The organism is Streptomyces sp. NPDC079020 (assembly GCF_044542225.1).
Classification (GTDB): Bacteria; Actinomycetota; Actinomycetes; order Streptomycetales; family Streptomycetaceae; genus Streptomyces.
In genome coordinates this window covers 1-22,974 of the sequence record NZ_JBITUB010000022.1, presented here as the reverse complement: position 1 = coordinate 22,974, position 22,974 = coordinate 1, and the positions used below count along the sequence as shown (strand labels likewise).

Annotated in this window: 19 protein-coding genes; 7 read left to right on the top strand and 12 right to left on the bottom strand. The window is 68.2% G+C overall.

The window, feature by feature from the left end; translation table 11 throughout:
• Positions 1-60: 60 nt before the first annotated feature.
• Together ACIGJO_RS31910 and ACIGJO_RS31905 are read right to left on the bottom strand one after the other, a co-directional pair.
• Complete coding sequence (locus ACIGJO_RS31910) at positions 61-714, bottom strand: CBS domain-containing protein (protein WP_399964190.1); 654 nt, start codon at positions 712-714, stop codon at positions 61-63.
• Positions 715-851: 137 nt separating this feature from the next.
• Positions 852-2,270: an MBL fold metallo-hydrolase RNA specificity domain-containing protein gene (locus tag ACIGJO_RS31905; protein WP_399964188.1), complete on the bottom strand. Its 1,419-nt coding sequence runs from the start codon at positions 2,268-2,270 to the stop codon at positions 852-854.
• A 174-nt stretch (positions 2,271-2,444) separates the two neighbouring features.
• Between ACIGJO_RS31905 and ACIGJO_RS31900 the strand changes: the two genes are divergently transcribed.
• Complete coding sequence (locus ACIGJO_RS31900; RefSeq protein ID WP_399964186.1) at positions 2,445-3,485, top strand: zinc-dependent alcohol dehydrogenase family protein; 1,041 nt, start codon at positions 2,445-2,447, stop codon at positions 3,483-3,485.
• Positions 3,486-4,001: 516 nt separating this feature from the next.
• Here ACIGJO_RS31900 and ACIGJO_RS31895 read toward each other — a convergent pair.
• Together ACIGJO_RS31895 and ACIGJO_RS31890 are read right to left on the bottom strand one after the other, a co-directional pair.
• Positions 4,002-5,219 carry an Acg family FMN-binding oxidoreductase gene (locus ACIGJO_RS31895; protein ID WP_399964184.1) on the bottom strand — a complete coding sequence of 406 codons (1,218 nt, stop codon included), beginning with the start codon at positions 5,217-5,219 and terminating at the stop codon, positions 4,002-4,004.
• Between the two features lie 73 nt (positions 5,220-5,292).
• Entirely contained in the window at positions 5,293-5,631 is a 339-nt protein-coding gene (locus ACIGJO_RS31890) for a CBS domain-containing protein (RefSeq protein WP_399964182.1), read from the bottom strand.
• 365 nt (positions 5,632-5,996) lie between these two features.
• Here ACIGJO_RS31890 and ACIGJO_RS31885 point away from each other — a divergent pair, with 365 nt between their 5' ends.
• A complete protein-coding gene (locus ACIGJO_RS31885; protein ID WP_399964180.1) occupies positions 5,997-6,866 on the top strand; it encodes a universal stress protein in 870 nt (289 codons plus the stop codon).
• Positions 6,867-6,982: 116 nt separating this feature from the next.
• The gene (locus ACIGJO_RS31880) at positions 6,983-8,716 is read left to right on the top strand and encodes a GAF domain-containing sensor histidine kinase (RefSeq protein ID WP_399964178.1); all 1,734 of its coding nucleotides are present in this window, start codon (positions 6,983-6,985) and stop codon (positions 8,714-8,716) included.
• 5 nt (positions 8,717-8,721) lie between these two features.
• Here ACIGJO_RS31880 and ACIGJO_RS31875 read toward each other — a convergent pair whose 3' ends face one another.
• The 3 genes from ACIGJO_RS31875 to ACIGJO_RS31865 form a co-directional block, all read right to left on the bottom strand.
• Positions 8,722-9,408: a response regulator gene (locus ACIGJO_RS31875; protein WP_399964176.1), complete on the bottom strand. Its 687-nt coding sequence runs from the start codon at positions 9,406-9,408 to the stop codon at positions 8,722-8,724.
• Positions 9,409-9,881: 473 nt separating this feature from the next.
• A complete protein-coding gene (locus ACIGJO_RS31870) occupies positions 9,882-10,340 on the bottom strand; it encodes a Crp/Fnr family transcriptional regulator (protein WP_399964174.1) in 459 nt (152 codons plus the stop codon).
• Between the two features lie 469 nt (positions 10,341-10,809).
• Entirely contained in the window at positions 10,810-11,094 is a 285-nt protein-coding gene (locus tag ACIGJO_RS31865) for a hypothetical protein (protein WP_399964171.1), read from the bottom strand.
• A gap of 1,069 nt (positions 11,095-12,163) precedes the next feature.
• On the opposite strand from ACIGJO_RS31865, the gene ppsA reads away from it, so the two are divergent.
• Together ppsA and ACIGJO_RS31855 are read left to right on the top strand one after the other, a co-directional pair.
• Positions 12,164-14,551 carry a phosphoenolpyruvate synthase gene (gene ppsA / locus ACIGJO_RS31860; RefSeq protein ID WP_399964169.1) on the top strand — a complete coding sequence of 796 codons (2,388 nt, stop codon included), beginning with the start codon at positions 12,164-12,166 and terminating at the stop codon, positions 14,549-14,551.
• A gap of 269 nt (positions 14,552-14,820) precedes the next feature.
• On the top strand, positions 14,821-15,444 hold the full coding sequence (locus ACIGJO_RS31855) for a hypothetical protein (protein WP_399964167.1): 624 nt from the start codon (positions 14,821-14,823) through the stop codon (positions 15,442-15,444).
• A gap of 200 nt (positions 15,445-15,644) precedes the next feature.
• On the opposite strand, the gene ACIGJO_RS31850 is transcribed toward ACIGJO_RS31855, so the two are convergent.
• The 5 genes from ACIGJO_RS31850 to ACIGJO_RS31830 all read right to left on the bottom strand — a co-directional run bounded on the left by ACIGJO_RS31850 (position 15,645) and on the right by ACIGJO_RS31830 (position 19,531).
• The gene (locus ACIGJO_RS31850) at positions 15,645-16,532 is read right to left on the bottom strand and encodes a universal stress protein (RefSeq protein ID WP_399964165.1); all 888 of its coding nucleotides are present in this window, start codon (positions 16,530-16,532) and stop codon (positions 15,645-15,647) included.
• A gap of 265 nt (positions 16,533-16,797) precedes the next feature.
• Positions 16,798-17,538 (bottom strand): IS6 family transposase, encoded by a 741-nt coding sequence (locus ACIGJO_RS31845; RefSeq protein ID WP_399964310.1) that lies wholly within the window; start codon positions 17,536-17,538, stop codon positions 16,798-16,800.
• 74 nt (positions 17,539-17,612) lie between these two features.
• Positions 17,613-17,840 carry a hypothetical protein gene (locus ACIGJO_RS31840; RefSeq protein WP_399964162.1) on the bottom strand — a complete coding sequence of 76 codons (228 nt, stop codon included), beginning with the start codon at positions 17,838-17,840 and terminating at the stop codon, positions 17,613-17,615.
• 2 nt (positions 17,841-17,842) lie between these two features.
• Entirely contained in the window at positions 17,843-17,989 is a 147-nt protein-coding gene (locus ACIGJO_RS31835; protein WP_399964160.1) for a hypothetical protein, read from the bottom strand.
• Positions 17,990-18,058: 69 nt separating this feature from the next.
• Positions 18,059-19,531: an AAA family ATPase gene (locus ACIGJO_RS31830; RefSeq protein ID WP_399964158.1), complete on the bottom strand. Its 1,473-nt coding sequence runs from the start codon at positions 19,529-19,531 to the stop codon at positions 18,059-18,061.
• Positions 19,532-20,269: 738 nt separating this feature from the next.
• Here ACIGJO_RS31830 and ACIGJO_RS31825 point away from each other — a divergent pair.
• Together ACIGJO_RS31825 and ACIGJO_RS31820 are read left to right on the top strand one after the other, a co-directional pair.
• A protein-coding gene (locus ACIGJO_RS31825; protein WP_399964156.1) for an IS3 family transposase occupies positions 20,270-21,474 on the top strand; the annotation gives its coding sequence in 2 pieces (ribosomal slippage) (positions 20,270-20,510 and positions 20,510-21,474; 1,206 coding nt in all).
• 99 nt (positions 21,475-21,573) lie between these two features.
• Complete coding sequence (locus ACIGJO_RS31820) at positions 21,574-22,431, top strand: DUF3592 domain-containing protein (protein ID WP_399964154.1); 858 nt, start codon at positions 21,574-21,576, stop codon at positions 22,429-22,431.
• Positions 22,432-22,974 lie beyond the last annotated feature (543 nt).

The window sequence follows — 22,974 nt, the reverse complement described above, 5'->3', positions numbered from 1 at the left end:
AGGTGCGTGGGGGGACAGGACTGACGAACGTGGCCGGCGGCAGCCTCTTCTGCCGCGCCTCTACTGCCTCTCCTTCGTGGTGAGATCGCACCGCACGTCCACCACGCCTTCGACGGCCAGGGTCAGCCGCGCCGCGAGCGGGACGAGTGCGCTGTCGTGGATCTCGCCGGACAGGGTCACGACCCCGGCCTCGACGTTGATGACGACCTGGCCGTGAGAGGGGGGAAACAGGTGCTCAACGACTTCGCGGCGGACCTCGGCCGCGAGGTCCTCGTCCCGGCGGAGGAATACCTTGAGGAGGTCGGACCGGCTCACGATCCCCTGGACCCTGCCGCCGGCGTCGACCACGGGCAGCCGCTTGACGCGATGGGCGGCCATGAGGCGTGCGGCCTGAGGCAGGGACGCATCGGGAGCGACCGTGACGGCGGGCGACGTCATGAGGTCCGCCGCTCGACTTGAGCCCGCCTTGACCGTGGCGTTCAGCCGCCGCATCTGCTCCACGAGGCCGAGGCGGTGCTCGTGGAACTCCTCCTTGAGCAGCAGATCCGCCTCGGAGACAACCCCGACGACACGGCCCTCTCCCTCGACGACAGGGACAGCGGTCACCTTCCACCGGTCCATCGTCTCGATGATTTCCTTGAAATCCGCACCGGGCCGGACGGCGACGACCTTCTTCGTCATCACGTCGGCAACAGTGAATGGTTGTCGGGTCATGGCTCTCTCCTACGTGCGTGGACCATCGGTTCCGTGCCGGCGCGTGGCATGACGCGGTTCAGGAGCGAGGTGCGGGCTGCTGGAAGGAGGAGCCCGGTACCCAGTTCTCGCCGATCCTCCGGCCCGGAGGATCCAGGTCAGCGGATCAGTACGGCCTCGCCGGAGCGGGGTACGACGGCCGTCCAGCCCAGCTCGCGGTCGATGCGCTCGCGCAGGCCTGCGGAGGCGGCCGGTTCTCCGTGGACGAGGTAGGTGGTGTGCGGGGCAGGGGCACCGCGAAGCCAGTCCAGGATCTGTGCGGCGTCGGCATGCGCCGAGAAGTGGGGGACGTCGGCGACCTCGGCCCGTACGGGAACGTACTCGCCGAACATCTTCAGTACCCGGGCTCCGTCCACCAGGTCCCTGGCCCGGGTGCCCGCCGCTGCGAAACCCACGATGACTACGGCATTGCGCGGGTCGGGGAGCAGCCGGTGCAGATGGTGGAGGACGCGGCCGCCGGTGGCCATGCCGGCCGACGAGACGATGACGGCGGGTCCGTGGACGCTGTTGATGTCGATGGATTCCTGGACGGTTCGGGCGGCGAGGAACGGTTCGGGGCTCAACGCGCTTTCTCCCTGCGCGAGGATCTCCGGCCGGAGCTCTGCGGAGCGCTCGCGCAGGGCGTCCCGATACACGTCGAGGGCGGCCAAGGCCATGGGGCTGTCCACATACACGGGTACGGAGCTGGGCAGGGCGCCCTCGTGCCGGAGGCGTACCAGCTCGTGCAGGACGACCTCGGTCCGGTCGATCGCGAAGGCAGGGATCACGACCGTGCCACCACGGGCGAGAGCCCGCGCGATGACGGCGGCGAACGCGGAGCGGCCGGTTCTCTGGTCGTGGAGACGGTCTCCGTAGGTGGATTCCATCAGTAGGACGTCGGCTCCCGAGAACGGTTCCGGCGGCAGCAGCAGAGGGTGCCCCGGCCGTCCGAGGTCTCCCGAGACGGCCAGGCTGTGGCCGTCCTCCAGCGTGAGGTGGGCCCATGCCGAGCCGAGTATGTGCCCGCCGTGGTGGAGCCGGAGCCTGGCGCCGGCCATAACCTCCACGGCGTCACCGACCGGGACCGGGTCGAAGAACGTGATCGTCTTCTCGGCGTCGGAGTCGTCGTAGAGCGGCTTGGCCGGGCGGTGCTTGGACCAGCCGTGCGCGTTGGCGTGCCGGGCCGCCTCCATCTGGAGACGGGAGCTGTCGCGCAGCACTATCTCTGCGAGCCGGGCGGTACGGGCGCTGGTGAGGATCGGACCGCGGAAGCCCTGGCGGACCAGGCGGGGCAGATACCCGCAATGGTCCAGATGAGCATGCGTGACAACCACGGCGTGGATGTCGGAAGCGTCACGGGCGAACCGCTCCCAGTTGCGTCGGCGCAGATCCGCGAATCCCTGGAAGAGGCCACAGTCGACGAGGATCCGGGCGTGGTCGCTCTCCACGAGGAACTTGCTTCCGGTGACGGTTCCCACGCCTCCCAGGAAACTGAGCAGAGCCGCGCGCGGAGCGGGGTTCGGAGCTGCCTCGGACATGGTCAGCCCTCCTTGGGAGTGGGGCCGCTCTCCACCCTCGCATCAGGAGCGGGCCGGCCGCAGGGCCCGAGAGGGTCGTCCTGGGGGCCGACCGGCTCATGCGCTACCGCGGCCGACAAGGGCAGTCTCGGTCGCGAATGCGCCAGAACGTGCCATAGGAAGTGGGTAGGCGAAATGAAGGCACTCGTGTTCCAGGGGCCGGGAAACTATGCCTGGCAGGACGTACCGGACCCAGGTATCGACGATCCCTCCGACGCGATCGTCCGGGTTGACGTCGTCACCATCTGCGGCACCGATCTGCATATCCTGAAGGGTGACGTGCCGGAGGTGACGCCCGGCCGGGTCCTGGGTCACGAGGCCGTGGGAACGGTCGTTGAGACGGGCGGCGACGTCCGCATGGTCCGGCCGGGGGATCGTGTACTGATCTCCTGCATCTCGGCCTGCGGGAGGTGCCGGTTCTGCCGCGAGAGCCGCTACGGGCAGTGCGGTGGCGGAGGCGGATGGATTCTCGGCCATAGCGTCGACGGCACACAGGCGGAATACGTCCGGGTGCCGTTCGCGGACCTGTCCGTCCATCCGCTCCCGAACGCGATCGACAGCTTCGACGCCGTCCTTCTCGCCGACATCTTTCCCACTTCCTACGAGGTCGGTGTGCTGAATGGTGCTGTGAGCCCCGCAGATACGGTGGTCGTCGTCGGAGCGGGCCCCATCGGTCTCGCCGCCGTCGCCACGGCGCGCTTCTACAGCCCTGGCCGTATCGTCGCCGTCGACCTCGACAACTCGCGGCTGGAGGCTGCTCGCGCCCTCGGGGCGGACGCTACCGCGAACGCGGCGGAGGACCCCGAACAACTCGTTGCGGATCTGACGGACGGACTCGGAGCAGATGCCGTCATGGAGGCCGTCGGAGTTCCGGAGGCATTCGAGATGTGCACCCGAATGGTCCGCCCAGGTGGTCGGGTCGCCAACATCGGTGTCCACGGAAAGCCCGCGGTCCTCCACCTCGAAGACCTCTGGATCAAGGACGTCACGATCACCACCGGGCTCGTGGACACCTCGTCCACTCCCATGCTGCTGAGCATGATGGCGATGGGACGGCTGCCCGCTTCGTCTCTGATCACCCATCGATACGAGCTGGGACGGATGGAGGAGGCGTACGACGTCTTCGGCAGGGCCGCGGACACGGGCGCGCTCAAGGTCGCGCTGGGCGCGCCGTAGCACGCGAGGGTGAGCGTCGACGGCTTCCCGACAGGCAAGGAGTGATCAGACGATCGCCCCGGGCCCCGTCGTACGCTCACTCCGTGCTGTTGTCCTGGACACCGACGGAGTGCTCTCGATTCGGCGGGGCTGCACGCGGCGGCGTGGAAGACCGCGTCCGACGTCTGCCTGAAGACCTTGGTGGGCGAGGCGCGGCCGCCCTTCGATGCCGACTCCGCATACCGTCGCTTCGTCGGAAAGTCCTGCTTCGGCGGAGCGGACGCATTCCTCACCGCGCGCAGGCTCGGCCTTCCGGCAGGAGAGCCCGGCGATCCGCCCGGCTGCGGCACCCAGGACCGGCGGCCATGGGGCATGTGCCCCTGGGAGAGCGTGAGTTCGGGCCGGGAGGAGACGCGGGTGTTTGCATCTCAACCCGCGCCCGGTGGAGATACGCGCAGGCCACCGGTGACCGGCGATTTCTCCACGCGGCCGGGGTGGAGGTCTCCCACCGTCTGTACGTGCCGTTCCACCAGGGAGTCAGCTGAAGGTGAGCACCTCGGCGGCGGGGCGGCGGGGCGTGGGCCGGCCTTTGGGCCCGTAGCCCAGACGGATCAGTATGTGGACGAAGCCCATCATGGTACCCGGCTCTCTCGCGACGGACCGGAGTTCGGGCCACTCCAGCGGCTGAGACATGAGAGATGTCGAAAGACCGTCGGCGGTTGCCTGGAGCAGCACCCGCTGCATGGCCTGACCGGCCTTCAGCCAGTTCTCCGGATCGTCTTCGGCTGTGCCGAGAAGAGCGAGCTGAGGCCGCTTCTCGAAGGGCGCCGAGGAGCGCGCCGCGACGCGGCGGGAGGAGTCGAAGTCTCGGACGGGAGCGGTCACGTCGTACTGCCGTGGGCCGAGGGCGTATGTCGGGATGCCCTCCGTCTCCGGCCCTTCCCCGACCGCGCCCGTTCGGGTCCAGGCGGCGATCTCCGCGCGTACCGCCTCGTCCGCAGCCTCGAACATCTGGGCGTCGTGGACGAGTTCGAGGATGGTGTCGGTGTGCCAGGCACCCGGTACGACAAGCCGGCAGCCCTCCAGAAGGGCCGCGGCGCAGAGCCCGTCGACGACCTCTGAGGGGATCTGCTCGTCGGAGAAGGGAAAGCGGCTGGTGTGCCGCTGTCGCAGTACGCCGTGGAGGACGGCAAGGCCGTCCTCCACGGCGGGTCCCCGAAGACGTACATCGGCCAGATGCCAGGGATCTGCGGAAGAGGGAAGCAGAGTGACCGCAGCGTTCAGGCCATGGTGCGCGGCGGCTACCCGCAGGTTGAACAGAGCGGCACCGCACCCGAGGTGGAGTGCACGGTGATCGGGGTCCTGATGCTGCATGCCTCGTGCGGGATCGCCGTGCATCCCGATGATGTCGGTGCCTGTCCTGTGGACGAACTTCCAGGGCTGTGCGTTGTGCATCGAGGGGGCGGTGCCGGCGTCCTCGATCAGTGATGTCACCAGGGAGCGGGTCAGACCGGTGGTGGACACGATGCGTCCTGTCTGTGTTGAAGTAGCCAGGGGATCACGGGCGGGGCATGCGGACCGGGAGGGCGTGTCGTCCTCGTGGACCGACAGCCCGTCCTGGACCGTGACGACGCCGTCCACATGCTCAGTGAGTCTCAGCAGGGTTCGGGCCTGGCTGCGCCCCCGGATGCGCCCGCCGAGTGTGACCACACCATCCAGCACGTGCACGGCGACGGCATCCCCGGGCAGGCGCAAGGCATCCGCCAGGACGTCCTCCTGTATGCGACGGCGTACCTCGGCGTCCGGGCGGAGGAATACACCAAGGAGATCACGCCGGGTAACGATTCCCGACCAGCCGCTCTTCTTCGTCGACGACGGGAAGGCGCTCCACGCCGCGGCGCACCATCAGCCGAGCCGCGTCCGGGACGGTCTCCTCGGCGTGGACGGTGACGGCCGGGGCAGTCATCAGGCCGCGCGCGGTCAGCTCTCGTCGTGCCAGAAGGTCGCTTTCGGAGATGACTCCGAGGACGCGATCGTCCTCGTCGAGTACGGGGACTCCGCTGATGCCGTGCTCGGCGAGCAGCTTCGCCACGTCCCGAAACGGTGTCGCGGGAACGGCGGAGACAACGTCGTCCGACATCAGAGCGCCGACCTTCAGGTGTCTCATGGCCGCGCCTCCTGTGCAGACCTGCGGATGGTGAGCCGTACGACACCACGGTCCATCGCACCGGCGCGGCCCGGGAGGGGCCGAACGGTCCTCGGCCGGGGCCGACCGGTCGTATCCTGCTCTGGCCCCGCGCCCCGTACATGTCCGGTCCTGATCCCGTGGGACCTTCGGTCCCGCCGTTGCCCCGAGCGGCCCTCCTGCGGATCCGTCCCGGGTGCCAGGGTGAGAACCATCGCCACACGGACTGGGGACAGGAAGAAACATGGACGGGACCACAGCCGGTCCCCATCACGCCCAGTCCGTGTCAGCGCGCCCACGGTGCTGTGGAGCACCCCCTGATACGGGCCCGGACACGGGAGTACATCATGACTGGCACCATGGACCGGCGCGACATCGTCATCGGTATCGACCCCGTCAAAAACTGGCACCTGGCGCTCGCCTGGGCAGCCGACGAGGCCGGCCGTCGGCAGTTGGGGCTACGACTCGTGGTAGCGGTACCACCACCCCACCACACGCAACACGTCGACAACTCCTCCCGGCACACGACTCAGCTCGACGCCGGAACGGAGACCCTTCGCACCGCAGCAGCCTGGGTGTACGCCCGGCAGCCCGGCGTACACACCACTTCCTCCCTCCTCGAAGGAACTGCGGCGGGGGTGCTGGCCGGCCTGTCATGTGAGGCCGGCATGGTCGTGCTCGGCTCCCGGCGCCTCAGCCGCACCGAGGAGTTCCTGAGCGCTGGTTCCCTCGTCATTCCGGTCACCGCACGTGCGCACTGCCCGGTCGTCGTCGTGGGCGACGCGGAGCACGTCACCCAGAAGCCGTCCTACCTCGTCGTCGGTGTCGACGGCAGCAAAGCCTCCCGTGCCGCCGTGGCACTGGCTTTCGAGGAAGCGGATCTACGGCGCTGCGCGCTGCGTGCCATCGCTGTCTGGCAGCCCCCTGTCTTCTCCCTGCATACCGGCGATACGCTGCTCCATGCCGAACGGCGGCTCCTCTCGGAAACCACGGCCGGATGGTCGCAGAAGTATCCCGACGTCCACCTCACCCACGAGGTACTCATCGGCTCGCCCGTCGAACTGCTGGCGGACGCCGCCGAACACGCCCTGGCGCTCCTCGTCGGCCGCCGGGGCCGCGGCGGATACACCGGGATGCGCGTCGGCTCAGTCGTCCACGGACTGCTGCACCGTGCCCACTGCCCTGTGATCACCGTTCCTGACGCTGAGCTCCGGTGACGACGTCGGCAGCGGACCGGGCGCGCCGATGAACCCGGCAGGAGCGCAGCGCCGAACCGGACTACGGTGAAGGCGTACGCGACACGCGCGTCCGTCCGATGCGTCCGGAGGGCTGGATGGCCACGGAGGAACCCAAGCCCGATGGCAGCAGGATTCCGCGGCTCAGGCTTGACGAGCTGCTTGACGAGCTCCAGGTACGTATCGACGACGTACGGGGCACCCGGGATCACCTTCAGGGGCTGCTCGAGGCCGTCATGTCCGTCGGCAGGGAACTCGAGCTGCCCCAAGTGCTCCGCGGCATCGTCGAGGCAGCCGTGACCCTGGTGGACGCCCGCTATGGAGCCCTTGGCGTCATCGGTGACGACCAGAAGCTTGCCGAGTTCCTCCCCGTCGGCATCGGGGACGACCTTCGCGAGCAGATCGGCGACCTGCCCTCGGGGCACGGCCTTCTCGGTGAGCTGATCCGCAACCCGCGGACACTGCGGCTCTCCGAGCTGTCCGAGCACCCCGCCTCGTACGGATTCCCGCCCCACCATCCGCCGATGCACTCCTTCCTCGGCGTCCCGATCCGGGTTCGTGAGGAGGTCTTCGGCAACCTCTACCTCACCGAGAAGCGCGGAGCGGCGGACTTCGACGCCGAGGACGAGGCCCTTGTCACGACCCTGGCTGTTGCGGCCGGCATCGCCATCGAGAATGCCCGTCTGTACGAGGAGGGGACGATCAGACAGCGGTGGCTGGCCGCGAACTCCGAACTCACCAGCGCCTTGCTCTCGGGCGCGGACGAGGCCGAGGGCCTCGGCAGGATGCTGGAGCAGGCCGTGGACATCGCACGCGCCGACCTGGGGGTCTTCTACCGGGTGGCGACGGACGGCGAGCTGCGGGGCTCGTTGGCCCGGGGAGAGGGTGCCGATGCCCATCGCGGCGTGGTCCTCCCGAGCAGTGAGGGAACTCTGGCTGCCGCTGCCCTCGCGCAGGACGGACTGGTCACAGTGGAGGATGTCGCGAGCGACGAACGGGTCACGGTGCAGCCGGAGCGCTGGGCGGGCTTCGGACCTGCGGTGGCGGTTGCGGTCGGCACGAAGGAACGGCTCAGTGGTGTGCTGATCCTCACCCGGAGGCGAGGGCAGCACCCCTTCCAGGGTGTCGAGACCGCTGCTCTCCGAGGATTCGCGGGACAGGCGGCGCTGGCGCTCGAACTGGCAGCCCGGCGCCGTGACACCGAACAGGTGAGCCTTCTGGAGGACCGTGACCGGATCGCCCGAGATCTGCATGATCTGGCGATCCAGCGCCTTTTCGCCACAGGGATGACCCTCCAGAGTGCCCGGCGCTTCGTCGAGCACCCGGAGGCGGCGGACCGGTTGAACAGGGCCATCGATGACCTGGATGCCACCATCAAGATCATCCGGTCTACCATCTTCGGACTCCGTGAACACGACACCGCCAAAGCCACGCCGAAGCTCAGGTACCGCGTGGTCAAGACCGTTGACTCAGCGACGGCAGCCCTCGGATTCACCCCGGCGCTGCGCATGGAGGGGCTTCTCGACACCGATGTGCCGCCGGAGGCGGCCGAGGCCGTCACCCTGGTCATCGGGGAGGCGCTCACGAACGTCGCCCGACACGCGAAGGCCCACAGGGCAGAAGTCGCCGTTGTCGTCGAGGACGGCATACTCACGGTGAAGGTCACCGACGACGGCGTGGGAATCACTTCCGACGCCGCCCGCAGCGGACTGCGGAATCTGGCCGAGCGGGCTGAGAACCTGGCGGGCGACCTCTCTGTCGGCGCCCGCAGCGAACCGGGCCGGGGCACGGTGCTGGAGTGGAGGATCCCTCTTCGTGTCGATCCAGGGTGAGTGCCCTATTTCTCCTTGGCATCGTGCTCATGGACCTGCGCGGCGATGACGGCCGCTTGGACCCGGCGCTCCACTCCCAGCTTGCCGAGCAGCCGGGAGATGTGGTTCTTGACCGTCTTTTCCGACAGGTACAGCCGCTTGGCGATCTGCCGGTTAGTGAGCCCCTCCCCGATGAGTTCGAGCACGGAAAGCTCCCGCGTGGACAGCGCTGTGAGCCGCTCGTCCTCCGGCGGTTTCGCCGACTCCGGATCCCGCAGCGAACGCATCAGCCGGGCCGTGGTGGCCGGATCGAGCATCGACTGGCCCGTGGCCACGGTCCGCACGGCCGACACCAGGTCGGATCCCTTGATCTGCTTGAGGACATACCCCGAGGCTCCCGCCATGATCGCGTCGAGAAGGGCGTCCTCGTCGTCGAACGAGGTCAGCATCAGGCACGCCAGACCAGGCATCCGCGAGCGCAGTTCCCGGCACACGGAGATCCCGTCGCCGTCGGGCAGCCGTACGTCGAGGACCGCCACGTCCGGGCGGAGCGCCGGCCCCCTGGCCAGAGCATGATCGGCCGTCGACGCCTCCCCGACCACTGTCATATCCGGTTCGTCGTCCATCAGATCGCGAAGGCCCCGGCGGACGACCTCATGATCGTCCACGAGAAAGACCCGGGTGGGCACGATGGCTGCCGGTAGATCGGACATGGTGACCCCTGAAGTCCGTCGGGTGTGTATCCGCCCTCGTAGGGATTGTGCGTCATGGAACGCTTCGATGAGCGTGGAAAAACGCATCCGGACGTCAACAACGCCCTCCACCGCACGGACGGCGCGGGCGAGCGAGTGCACCAGCAGGCGGTTCGGAAGCGTACCGCCGAGGGGGCCGCACCCAGTGGCACCGTGACATCCAGCCCTGCGGGGACAGCCCCCTCACTGACACTCGGCCCCTCCCGCCGGAACTCCTCCTTCGGAAGCGGATCGGCCTCCGGCGCGACGCCCACGACCCGTTCCACCTCCCGCTTCAGGACGGGAGCGGCACTCACTTCCCACTGGTCCATGAGTGCGGCGATCTCCTTGTACGGTGCGTCACGGCCGATTTGCGAGGGCAGTGCGGGGCATGACGTCACTGACGGTGTACCGCGAGGGCGGCATGAGGTTTCTCTTCCGGGCCAGCTGGAGTTTTACATGCCGCTGCCGTGCGCGGCGTACAGATCGAGCAGTCGCACCCGGGCGGATACGAGACGATGAGCGAGCACCTGCCCCACGACATGTCCCAGGGCGGAACCGAGCCGCGGATCTGCGTCCATCATCATGCGCACGGTTGCTGCGTCGAATTCGTACGCCCGCACACGGGTCATGGCCTCGGCACCGAAGTGCCAGTGGTACGGGGCGAACAGCCATGACCACCCGAGCAGCTCACCGGCATTCACGGTATCGATCACGGTCGGCCGTCTACCGGGCACCCGGATGTCCAAAGTGACGGTTCCGGTCCGGATGAACCAGAACCGCTCGGCGAGACCGTCTTCCTCGAACAGCCGGGTGCCTTCAGGGAAGTCCACCCGGCGGGCGCACTGCATGAGGCGGTCACGGTGGTCGACGGACAGCCCTGCACCGAGCCGCGGGGAAGTGGGAGTGCTCATCGGAGTGCCTCCTCATCGGTAACCGTCTCAGTCTCTGCCCACGCGATCACCGCAGGGAGGGCCGGATGGTCCCTTCTCGCCCGAATGCGCGCGAGCGCCACGAGTTCTCTCGGTGGCCGGTCGATGGAGCGGCGCATCGTTTGCACAGGCCAGCTCACCGCACATGGCTGTCGCCGACCCCGTAGGACCGCACCATGGCCTCGCGACGGTGTCCACGATGCGAGGCGAAGCATGCCACCGCCGATCAGACGCGTACGTGTCGGCGGGCAGCCGTGCGGATTGGCCAGATCGGCGTAGTACGTCGCGGGCCCGATAGTCGAACTCGCGAAGGAATTTCATACTCCAGTTCGAAATTGGTGACGCCGCCACCAGCCGGATCGGTCAAGCCGGTGGCCGTGTGGTGGACGGGCTGGGCGGCATTGCCGTCTGGGGTTCCTTGATACCCGGAACCGCCCCCTGTTTCCCTTCGTCAAGGGACCAAGAGGATCACGTTGACTTTGGAGTTTGCCTTGTGGTCTTCGAGTCCGACCTCCGCTTTCTTGCCGTTGGTGATGGCTTCCAAGCCCACCTGCGCCATCTCGGGGCTGTCGCCGTAGAACCATGCGCCGACCTTGATTCCCCCCGACTCTCCACGCAGCCAGAAGCATGCCTTGCCGTCGAACGTGACGCCCGCCCTTACCACCTCGACCTGTCCCCACCAGAAGTCTTCGTTGCTGCCGACATTGACGCTGGGCCGTTCAGCCACCTCAGACATCGTTCCCACCTTCTTTGAATCGAGTGTTTTCGCTTACATGCACTCACGTTCTCGCGACCACGTCCTGTTCGACCGGCCAACCGGGTGATCGAGGGCAAGATGCAGCGTCAGACACACCCCTGTTCCGCGGCCCTGCACGGTGTGCATCTTTGTCCGCGGCATTGCGGGTCGGAGTTCTTAAGGGCTCTACGGGGCATTGAGGAGCCGGAGTTGGCCTTCCGCGTGTACGCGGTCGTCGGTGGAACGCCGACCTGCTGCACGATTGTGTGGCGGCGAGGTTACCCTCGACCGGAAAGAATTCGATGTCTGGATCTACAGAACGGTCCTGAATCCACGCACGCCGCTGTTCCTTGAAGCCGGTCACCTCGCCGATGAGAAGACCAGGAGTTCTCCGACGCCTCTCGTGCCGAATTAAACTCGCTTGTGGCACTCCTCCGGTTCGCTCAGGCGTACAGAATGGGTGCTTGGCTTCGCTTCCCCGGGCTCCTTTGCAGCGCTTTGGGGTTCAGCCCCGAAAATGCCCGACCGGTGTGCATGCTCAGCGTCGGTATGAAGACCGCGCTGTCCCGTCTCCTCGGCAGATTCGCTGCCAAGGGGGAACAACGACCACTGGTGCAGCTCCAGCGGCCGGTCCGGCTCCGTGACCACCACCGGTTCTCCGGCACGATCCACTCCCTCCAGCGCCTCAGCCGAACCGGCCGGACACTTTTCCGCCCTCTGGGATGCCGCTACGGCAACTACGTCGACGGCGGCGAGACCGGACTCTGGGCGGACTGCATCGCAGCCGCCCTGCCCCGGGCCCGTGGGCCGGTCGGCCCCTCCTGGGCACGGCCCACCCGGCCCCACTTCCCGGCCCCCTCGGCACTGCGGCCCAGGACCGTACGGCGTGACCGTGGAATCGACACGCTGCTCAGGGCCCATTCCCGAAGAGGCGAGGACGATGCAGCGCATTCGGATCCAGACCAGACCGCCCCGGCCTCCCAAGCCCGTGCCGCCGGACCTGCGCACCCCGTCCGGCCGCCCACTGCCCTACTGAACCCGCGAACGCCGTACGCGGACGGAGGACTTCATGGCAGCCACACGACGCGTCATACCACTCGCGGAACTCGGCCGGCAGGACGTAGGCCGCGTCGGGGGCAAGAATGCCTCCCTGGGAGAGATGACCGCCCACCTGGCCTCTGCCGGTGTGCGCGTGCCTCCCGGGTATGCCACGACGGCGGACGCGTACGAAGAGCTGCTGGACGGTCACGGGCTGCGCGGAAGTATCGAGGAACAGCTCGGTCGGCTGCAGGACGGGATACCGTCGGACCAGGTGGGAGCGGCGATCCGGTCGATGATCCTGGCCGCGCCGCTGCCGGGTGTGCTCCGCACCGAGATCATCTCCGCATACGAGCAGCTCGCGGCCGAGCAGGGCCGAGAAGACCCCGAAGTCGCCGTACGCAGCAGCGCCACGGCCGAGGACCTGCCGGAGGCCAGCTTCGCCGGGCAGCAGGAGAGCTACCTGAACGTCCGCGGAGCCGCCCAGCTGCTCGAATCTGTCCACCGCTGCTACGCCTCGCTCTTCACCGACCGCGCGCTCGACTACCGGGAGCGAATGGGCTTCGATCATCTCTCCGTCGCACTGTCCGTCGGTATCCAGGTGATGGTCCGCTCAGACCTGGCCGGGGCAGGTGTGATGTTCACCCTCGACCCCGAGAGCGGATTTCCCGAGGTCATCGTCGTAAGCGCGGCCTGGGGGCTGGGGGAGACCGTCGTCAGCGGTCAGGTCGACCCCGACGAGTACACGATCTTCAAGCCGAGCCTGAAGGACCCGGCGCTGACCCCGGTGATCGATGTACGGATCGGCGCGAAGAGGCAGAAGGCCGTCTACGCAGAACACGGGCTGACACAAACCGTCGACACGACAGGCGAGGAGCGTTCGCGTCGCGTCCTGACCGACGCGGAAGTCCGGCTTCTGGCGGATTGGGCGCTGACCGTGGAGGAGCACTACGGCTGCCCCATGGACCTGGAGTGGGCCAAGGACGGCCTGACCGGAGACCTGTGGATCGTGCAGGCCCGCCCCGAGACCGTGCAGTCCCGGCGCCTCGCCTCGACCCTGCGCCGCTGTCGGCTGACCGCCCCGCCGGGCAACGCACTGATCGAAGGCATCGCAGTCGGCGAGGCGATCGGCCGCGGCGCCGTCGTCGCCCTGGAATCGCCCGTCGACCTCGACCGCTTCCCTTCCGGCGGAGTACTCGTCACCGGCATCACCGACCCGGACTGGGAACCGATCATGAAGCGGGCCTCCGCGATTGTTACCGACCATGGCGGCCGCACTTCGCATGCCGCCATCGTCAGCCGCGAGCTCGGGGTTCCCGCCGTCGTCGGCACCGGCCGGGCCACCGAGGCGTTGCGAGACGGCCAGGACGTGACCGTCTCCTGCGCCGAAGGCGGGAGCGGCCGAGTGTACGGGGGCCTGCTCGCGTACGACGAGACCGAGACCGACCTCGCCGACCTGCCGGCCACCCGGACCCGCATCATGCTGAACCTCGCCGACCCGTCCGCCGCCTTCCGCTGGTGGCGGCTGCCGGCCGACGGCGTAGGTCTGGCCCGGCTGGAGTTCATCGTCGCGCACCAGGTCAGGGCCCACCCGATGGCACTCCTGCACCCGGAACGACTGGACGCCCACGACCGCCGCCTGATCGACCAGCTCACCGAGGGCTACCTCGACCGGGGCCAGTACTTCGTCGACCGGCTTGCCCAAGGAATCGCCCGCATCGCCGCATCCCGCTGGCCCGCCCCCGTCGTTGTACGCACCAGCGACTTCAAGACCAACGAGTACGCACGCCTGCTCGGTGGCCGCCCCTTCGAGCCGGTCGAAGCCAACCCCATGATCGGCTGGCGCGGCGCGAGCCGCTACTACAGTGACGGATACCGGGAAGGCTTCGACCTGGAATGCCGCGCGCTGCGCCGGGTCCGGGACGAGATGGGCCTGGCGAACGTCATCGTCATGATCCCGTTCTGCCGCACCCTCGAAGAAGCGGACCGGGTCCTGGAAGCCATGGCCGAACAGGGCCTGCGCCGCGGTGAGAACGGGCTCAAGGTGTATGTCATGGCGGAGATTCCCGCCAACATCATCCTGGCCCAGGAGTTCGCAGAACGGTTCGACGGATTCTCCATCGGCAGCAACGACCTCACCCAGCTCACCCTGGGGGTCGACCGCGACTCCGAAGCTCTTGCCCACGTCTTCGACGAGAGCAACCCCGCAGTCACCCGCAGCATCGAACTCCTCGTCCAGCGCGCCCGGCCGACCGGACGCGCGGTCGGCCTCTGCGGCCAACGCCCCAGCGACGACCCCGCGTTCACCGAACTGCTGGTCGCGGCCGGCATCGACTCCATCTCCGTGGCTCCGGACAGCTTCGCAGCGGTCAAGCGGCACGTGGCCGCAGCTGAACTCAAGTGGCCCGGGCCGCACTGAGCGGTCCCCAGCGGGCCCGAAAGCCGCGAGCGGACACGAGGCCCCCATGGATGAGAGGCAGGCCATGTCAGATCAGATACGGAACCACGAGGGGGAGGAACAGCCGCAGCCCTGTCCGACGTCACCCAGAGGGTGCGGCGGCGCTGGCCGTCGGCAGGGGCGGCGGCCACTTGTCTTCCGGGTGGCCCGGACCGGGACCCACCACATCGGTTGCGGAGTTCGCCGCCATTCCTGAGCGACCCGGCAAGGCGACGGTGCGGAGGGACAACATGCTCAGAGCTCACCCGGAGAAGGGCCCGCTACGACGACTGTTCGATCATCGTTCGAACGAACTGTGGCGTGCAGCCGACCGCACGCGGAGCCGCTGGATCATCGCCTTCGCGCTCTCTCCGCTCCTCGCCGTGCTCTGCGCGGTGGCCATCGGGATGGCTGTATGGAACACCGAAATCAGTGGCGCCCGCGCGGAGTCCCTGCACCGGCACAGGGTCTCGGCGACGACGGTCGGTGAGGCCGTCCGGGCGCCCCCTGAGCCGTCCAATGGCGTCCGAACGGCAACGGCCCAGACCGTCTGGGAGTACCCCTCTTCCCACCGGCACAGGGACAGGGTGCCGGTCCCGGCCGACACCCCCGTGGGCGGGACCGTCGTGGTCTGGGTGGATGACGCGGGCCGGGAGACGGCGGCTCCTCCCGCCGGCAGTGAACTCGCCTCCGCTGCCGTTGCCGCGGGGGTCGGTGCCTTCGCGGTATTCGCCCTCTCCGCAGGGGGAGTTGTCCGGCTCGGGCTCCGTCGCGTCGAAGTGCGCAGCCTGGCCGAATGGGGCCGGGAATGGGAGTTCGTGGAGCCGCACTGGTCCGGCCGGCAGCGCCGTGGACCGGGAGCCGAAGACGACTGAAGCCCCGGTCCGCCTGGAGGCGGACACCGGCATCAGCACGCTCGTCGGCCACGGCACCGCCCGCTGCGCACCCCACAGGGACATGCCGGAAAGCAGCGATGAAATCGCCGACGCGCGCCTTGGAGGACTGTGCAGGAGCTGGGCCGCGACTGAAGCGATCGGCCTGCAAGGATATACAGGCCGCCGGGTGCCGTGTACGGCTATGGGTGTGCGATGACGGCGACAGGTGCCCGGGCGTGGTGGAGAACCGCGTGAGCGATCGGGCCGATCCGGGTGCCGACCGAGGAATGGCGGATACGGCGGCCGACGATGACGAGTTCCGCATCGGATCCGGCCTCCACGAGCTGCCAGGCGGCACGTCCGCACAGTACACGTGCGGCGACCTGGACTCCCGGGAATCTCTCGCGCCATGGCTCCAGCATCTCGTCCAGGCCTGCCTTCGCGCTCATCTCGAGTTGTGCGTGAACTCTTGGGTCGTACGCCGCTCCGTACCCCACCAATGGCGGAAGAGGCCAACTGTGCAGTGCCCGCAGTGTGCAGGACCGTCGGGATGCCTCCTCGAACGCGAAGGCCAGCAGCGCGTCGCAGGGCTGATGGATATCGACGCCCACGACCATTTCACGGTCTCCTGGATGCTCCTGCGGGTGTGCAATCACGTCATCGCCCGCCCGCACCAGCACGATGGGTCGCTCTGTCGAATGGATGACTGCCAGACCGACGGAGCCGAGGACGAACCCTGCGATCGCGCCGAGCCTGCGGGAACCGAGGACCAGCATGTCTGCGGTGGCTGCCACAGCAGACAGTGCCTTCGCCGGCCGGTCGTCGAGCGACAGCGGGCTGATGGACAGGCCGGGATGCCTTTCGTGGAGCTCGACAGCGGCATTGCGCAGGAGCGCCTCCGCCCACCCCGAGTGCATCTCGGCACTGGTGACGGGCGCGAGGTCGCGGGCGGAGGACCACTCCTCGGCGTGGACGAGACGGAGCGGAACCTCGCGCAGGAGCGCTTCCTGAGCGGCCCAGTGGGCCGCCGCCATACTCTCCGCCGAGCCGTCGAGGCCGACAGCAACGAGTTCGTTCAGCGTGGTCATCCACATGCCTCTCTGACGGGGTCCGGCCTGCGGTCGGGGGCTCTTCGCCGCCCCTGTCGAGGTGGCACGGGAGGTATACGCGGGTCACGAGACGGGAGCAGGCCGACGAGGCGACTGCGATCAGTACGAGCACGCCGCCGCCACCGCACCGCAGGCCCTTCGCCGCACCGGTCGAGAAGCCGGTCACGGGCGCTGTCACGTTGTTGGGTGTGTGGGTGTCTGATGGGGCGTCGGGGTGTGGTGGGCTTGCGTTTCGGGCCTGGGGTCAGGCCGTGGTGGGCCGGCTTGCAGCGCCGGTGGTCTGGTCCCAGATGGCGAAGCGGGTGGTCATCTCGGCGCGGTAGTGGGCGGCGGTCATCAGGTGGCGGCGGGGCCGGAAGTGGGGTGAGATGCCGCTGAACGCGGACAGGAACCGCTGTGCTCCACCGATGCTGCGGAATCCCTTCATCGCGCGTTCGCGCTGGCGGGTGGGCTGGTGGCTGTTCTCCGCCCGGTTGTTCAGGCCCTTGTGGGAGCGGTGCTCGACCGAGGGCATCACCTCGCGGTGGGCCGCCCCGTAGGAGCGGAGCTTGTCCGTGACGACCACCCGCGGCACCGTACGGGTCGTCTTCACCAGACGACGGAAGAAGCGCCTGGCCGCGGTCTTGTCCCGCCGGTTCTGTACGAGGATGTCCAGCACCATGCCGTCCTGGTCGACAGCCCGCCACAGGTACTTCTGCTCTCCGTTGATCTTGATGAAGACCTCGTCCAGGTGCCACTTGTCACCAGGCCGGGGCCGGCGGCGGCGCAGCGAATTGGCGTACTGCTGCCCGAACTTCAGGCACCAGCGGCGGATGGTCTCGTAGGAGACGATCACGCCGCGCTCGAGCAACAGCTCCTCGACCTCACGGAAGCTGAGCGGGAACCGGAAGTACAGCCACACGCAGTGGGAGATCACCTCGACCGGGTACCGGTGACCCCTGTACGACGGCGACGCGCTCCCCACGAACGACTCCCCCTCCACCATGATCAACCCGAAGATCATCCCACCCGCTCAGTCAACGTGACAGCACCCGTCGTGCTCGTAGTTGAGCCGATTGATCACGCCCACCACTCCGTCGACGTCCGGCACAGCTGCATCACGATGGGCACGAGGCTGTGCTGTTCCACTGTGCCGCCGACGGGTACCACACCGTCGGTGACCTCAACTGTCAGAGCCGAAGGCCTGAGCCGGAGTGTGCGGATCAGCACATCTTGGAGGATCTCTTCCTGGATCGCGTGATCACGGCGCAGAAAGAGCTGCAGGACGTCGATGAGCAGGTCGTCCATGATCAGGACGCCCAGGCCCCGATGCCCGCCAGCACGGGCGGGCGACGGATCCCGGTCCTGCGGAAGGTCCGGTGGGCCTCGTGGATGTCGTCGGTGACGCGCACCGAGAGCGCAGGCGAGATCATCGCCGTCTCCACCATCTCGTACATGTCCTGGCTCTCAGCAAGTACGTGTACGACGGGCCCGGTCGGTGACGACGCCGCAGAGGGTTCCCCCGGCTAGCCGGGCTCCATGTAGGGCCGGCGGTAGACCGGAGCCCGGCCGGAGGCGGGCGGATGCACGGCCCTCAGCGCCTGGGCGACCGCGGCCTCCAGGGAGCCGCTGCTGTCGACCGTGACGGCCTCGGTCCACGGTGGTTCCTCCTCCGCCATGGCGGAGGCCACGTCGAGGCTGGCGTCCGACGCCCCAGGGGCACGGGTGCCCAGACGGGAAGCCGAGACGTCGTCCGGTACCTGGCAGTGCAGGGCCACGAGGTTGGCGCTGGTGCTTTCTGCGGTGCGCCGGGCGGCTTCGCGCTGTTCCTCGTGGGACCAGGTTGCGTCCAGGACGACGGACTCGCCGCAGGACAGCAGGGCGGAGGCGCGGTCGAGCAGTGTGGCGTACGTCCTCGCGGTCCACTCGGGCGAGTACAGACCTTCGCCGTACGGGGCGGCGGCGGGCCGGTCCACCGGTATGCCTGCGAGTTCTTTGCGGAGACGGTCGCTACTGAGCAGCGTGATGCCGAGACGATCGGCAAGCGCGCCGGAGAGCGTGGACTTCCCGCTTCCGGGGAGCCCGCCGACGAGGGTGAGGCCGACAGCAGCGGTGCGCAGATGGCGCAAGGCTGTCGTGATCAGCCGCCGCGCGGCGACGTCTGCACCCGGCGAACCTTGGTGGGCCTGGATCAGGGAGACCTTGGCGCGGACGAATGCGCGGTACGCGACGTAGTGGTGGCGAAGAGAGGGCGGCGCGGAGTCGCCGGAGTACTCGTTGTACTGGGCGAGGAAGAACGCGGCGGCCTCCGGGGCGTCGAGCTGTTCCAGGTCCATGGCGAGGAAAGCGGCGTCGTCGAGGCCGTCGACGTAGCGGAGGTGGTCATCGAACTCCAGACAGTCCAGGACACGCGGGCCGTCGTCGAGGCAGAAGATGTCGTCGGCGAGCAGGTCCCCGTGGCCGTCCACCATCCGGCCCCGGTCGACGCGCATGGCGAACAACTGCTCGCGGCCGGCGAGATATCGGCGTACCAGCCGCTCGATCTCCTCCACGCCCTCGGGCGCGGGGCCGCTGTCGGTCAGAGCCCGGACCTGGGCGAAGCTCGCTTCCCAGCGTGCCGACAGCGCGTCCCGTGTGCCCTGTGCATCCACATCCGGGCTCCGCGGCGCGCCCGCGTGATGGGTGGCGAGCAGCCGGGCTATGTCCCGCAGGGCATTGTCGATGGCCGCGCCTTCCCGTACGAGCTGGGACAGGCGGCGCTCCGCCGGCATCCGGCGCATCGCAACGAGAGGTTCGGGTGCTGAGTGTGGGGTGCGGATTTCGCCCACGCCCAGGTAGACATCGGGGGCGAAACGACGGTTGAGTGCGACTTCCCGCTCGCACGCGGTCCACCGTGCTTCCACGGTGGTGTAGTTCAGGAAGCCTAGATCGACCGGTTTCTTCAGTTTGTACGCGCGGTCGCCGACGAAGAACACGGTGGCTGTGTGGGTTTCGCACATCTCAGCCCGCGGGAGCGAATCTATGCCGGGGGTGGTACCACTCCGCAGTACGGACGCATCGGCCTGATGCACCGATGTGGTCACCTCCCGGTCGTGGCGGGGCTCAGTCATGGGGGATGGGAAAGTCGGGGCACCGCGCGTGGTGCAGGGCGGAGTGGGTTGCTGGGCGGCTCATACGCGGGGCCGGGGCGGGACGGCGCCTGCGTCGGCCGACGACCGGTTGCGCGGCTCCCTCGGCGGCCCGCGCGATAGCCTCGTCCGGGCGTTCGAGACGAGCAGTTTCTATCACGTGCACGTCCGGGAATGTCTTGGGCTGGGGGCAAGGGCCCCGCGCGGATGCTTCTGCGCTTCCTGAACGATCTCTTCGGCGATGGTGCGGTTCACGTCCCGGGGAACACACCCATGCAGCGGCGCGCTTCGGCCATGGACAGTCCGAAGGAACACGCCGCGCGCCGCGGTGGTTTCGGAGGCGAATGAGAGGAGGCTGCCGCAGGGACCGTCGAGTTTCAAGTCCTTCTTCGCGTTCCCCAGCCCGTACCAGCGCAGCTGGTCGCTCGGCCCATGCCACGACCGGCAGGCTGATGTCGCCCAGGAAATAGCTCGTGACGGGCTCCAGCCCCCGCGAACCGTGTACGAGCATTTCGGAAGCCGATGCCGCCTCCAGCAGAGTGAGGTGATCCCCGTGGTGTGGACACATCTGACAATGGTTCTTGTTGATCCTGGAAGGTGTAGATCCACGTGGCAAGGCCCTCGAAGTACAGTGCGGAGTTCCGGTCTGACGCGATCGCGTTGTGGAGGGCTTCGGCCGGCAGGCGGACGTTCAGGGACGTCGCGGCTGATCTGAACGTCAACCCCGAAACGCTGCGGACCTGGGTGCGTGACGCCGACGACCGTCCGGCCGTCTCCAGCGCGTCGCAGGACACCGAGGCCGAGCTGGCCCGGCTGCGGGCGGAGAACGCCCGGCTGGCCAGGGCAGAGAAGGAATGGCAGCTCGAGCGGGAGATCCTGCGACGGGCAGCCGCCTATTTTGCCCGGGAGATGAAGTGAAGACCGCCGCTTGGGACTTCGTCTCCGCCCACGCCGGAATGTTCGGCATCAAGCGGATATGCCGGGTGCTGGCAGTCTCCCGCTCGGGCTACTACCGGTGGATCGTCGGCGCCCAGGCGCGGGAGGAGCGCCAGGCCGCCGAGGACGCCCTGGTCGAGGAGATCCGCGAAATTCATGGCGAACACCGCGGGAACTACGGCGCACTCCGGGTCCACGCCGAACTGCGCGGCTTCGGCCACACGGTCAACCGCAAACGGGTGGCCAGGCTGATGCGCAAGCACGGCATCATCGGCCGCCACCTGCGGAAGAAGAAGCGCACCACGGTCCCGGACCGCCTCGCGCCGCCGGTGGCGGACCTGGTCCAGCGGGACTTCACCGCTGGCGCGCTGGACGAGAAGTGGTGCGGCGACATCACATACGTGCAGGTCGGAGCCGCGTGGCTCTACCTGGCCTGCGTCATCGACATCCGCTCCCGCCGGGTACTCGGCTGGTCGATGGCGCCGCACATGCGGGCCGAGCTCGTCATCGACGCACTCCGGGCCGCGGTCGCGGCCTGCGGCGGGCAAGCCGCCGGAGTGATCTTCCACGCGGACCGCGGATCGCAATATACGTCCGCCGCGTTCGCCCAGGTCTGCGACCGGTACGGCATCCGCAGGAGCATGGGAAGGGCCGGCTCGGGCTACGACAATGCCCTCGCGGAGAGTTTCTGGCAGGGTCTGAAGCGAGAGACGATGCACGGGAAGCTGTTCTCGACGATGCAACAGGCGAGACTGGAAATCCTCCGATGGCACACCTACTACAACGCCCGCCGACGCCACAGCACGCTCGACTACCTCTCCCCTATCGAGTACGAACAGCAGCACCACAAGACAGCTGAACTCCAACTCGCAGCATGAACCCCTGTGTCCACACTCCGGGGGTCACCTCAGTTCTTCCCGGCCGGCCGGTCCGGCCATGGTAGACCTTGCGCACGAACGACGGACAGGGGGGCGGGCGTGAACTGGCATGGAACACTGCTGCTGTGGTGCGGGGCGTGCGGCGTATGGGCTCTGGTCGGATACGGGCGCGCGCTGGCCGGGGCCACCCGGTCGCAGCGGACGGTACGGGTGACCGGGCGGATCGTCGAGGTGCGGACCCCTCCGCACGGCAGCCCCGGCACGGCCGGAATACCCGTGATGATCGCCTTCGCCGACGCTGTCACCGGGCAGGAACACGTCCTGCCGTACGTGGCCGAGCGCGGCATCGAACTGAACACGGTCTGGGTGGGGCGTGAGGTCGCGGTGCTCCACCCGCCCGGTGACCCGGATCGGTTCTGGATCAGCTACGGTCTCCAGGACGGCGAGGACGGGCGGGCCTGGCCGAACTTCGCGGTGTTCCTGCTGTACGCCGGTCTGGTCACGGACATCGCGATCCGGTACGGATATCCCTGGGCGCTGCTGGGCGTCGGCGGACCTCTGACCGTCGCCATGGTCTCCTTACTGCGCCACGACCTCCGTCTGATACGCGTCGAGGCCGCGCACATGGCCGCCGCCGTGCGCGTTCCCGGCCGGATCGTCGCCGTCCTCAAGTCCGTTTGCGAAGACGGCGAGTCCGTCTCGACCAGTTACACCCCGGTCCTCGTATTCACGACACACGAGGGAACGGCGGTCACCGCCCGCCTCCGTAACGGCGTACGACGCCCTGCCGACTGGTACGGACGCGAGCTCCCGGTCCGCTACGCGCCCGAGGACCCCGCCGTCTTCACCCTGGACCGCGCCGCCGCCCGCCGCTCCGGCATTTGGGGCATCGTCTTCATCGTGGTCCTCCTGCTGCTCTGCGCGGTGGCCACCGTCGCGGGCGTGGTCCTGCTGTGACGCGTGGACCGCAACGGGCCGGGGACGTGACACGGCAGTGCGTCGTGCGGACAGGGGCGCCCCGGCGAACGCGGCCGCACTACGCGCTACCCGTGCGGGAGGCGGTAGACGGAGACATGGGAGCGCGAATCGGCGGCGAACCCGCCTCCCCGCCAGTCGGCGTGCCTGGACTGGGAGTCTTCGCTTCCTTGGCTGGGGTGGTTCTCGATTCGGTGTCTGTGGACCGGGCTGATTCGGTTTGTTTCATGAGGTGTTGAGTTTTGATGGCCCGGCGCTGGTGTTGGACAAGTAGTGAGGATCAGCTGGTCACTGGGCGAGGATTGCCTGACCAGGGGAGTGAGAGCTCCCACGAACCCATGGAAACACCTCTTCAACAACTGGCAGCGGCCGGTTTCACTCCCACCGCATCCCGAGCCCGGTGATGACGTCGTGCTGCTCGGGGGAGCTTGTTGTCAACGGTCATTGAGATGCCCAGGTGGGTGGCCGTTGGAGGCCCAGGCTGGTGGCCATCAGAAACCCAGGCGTGTGGCCAGTGGTGTTCCC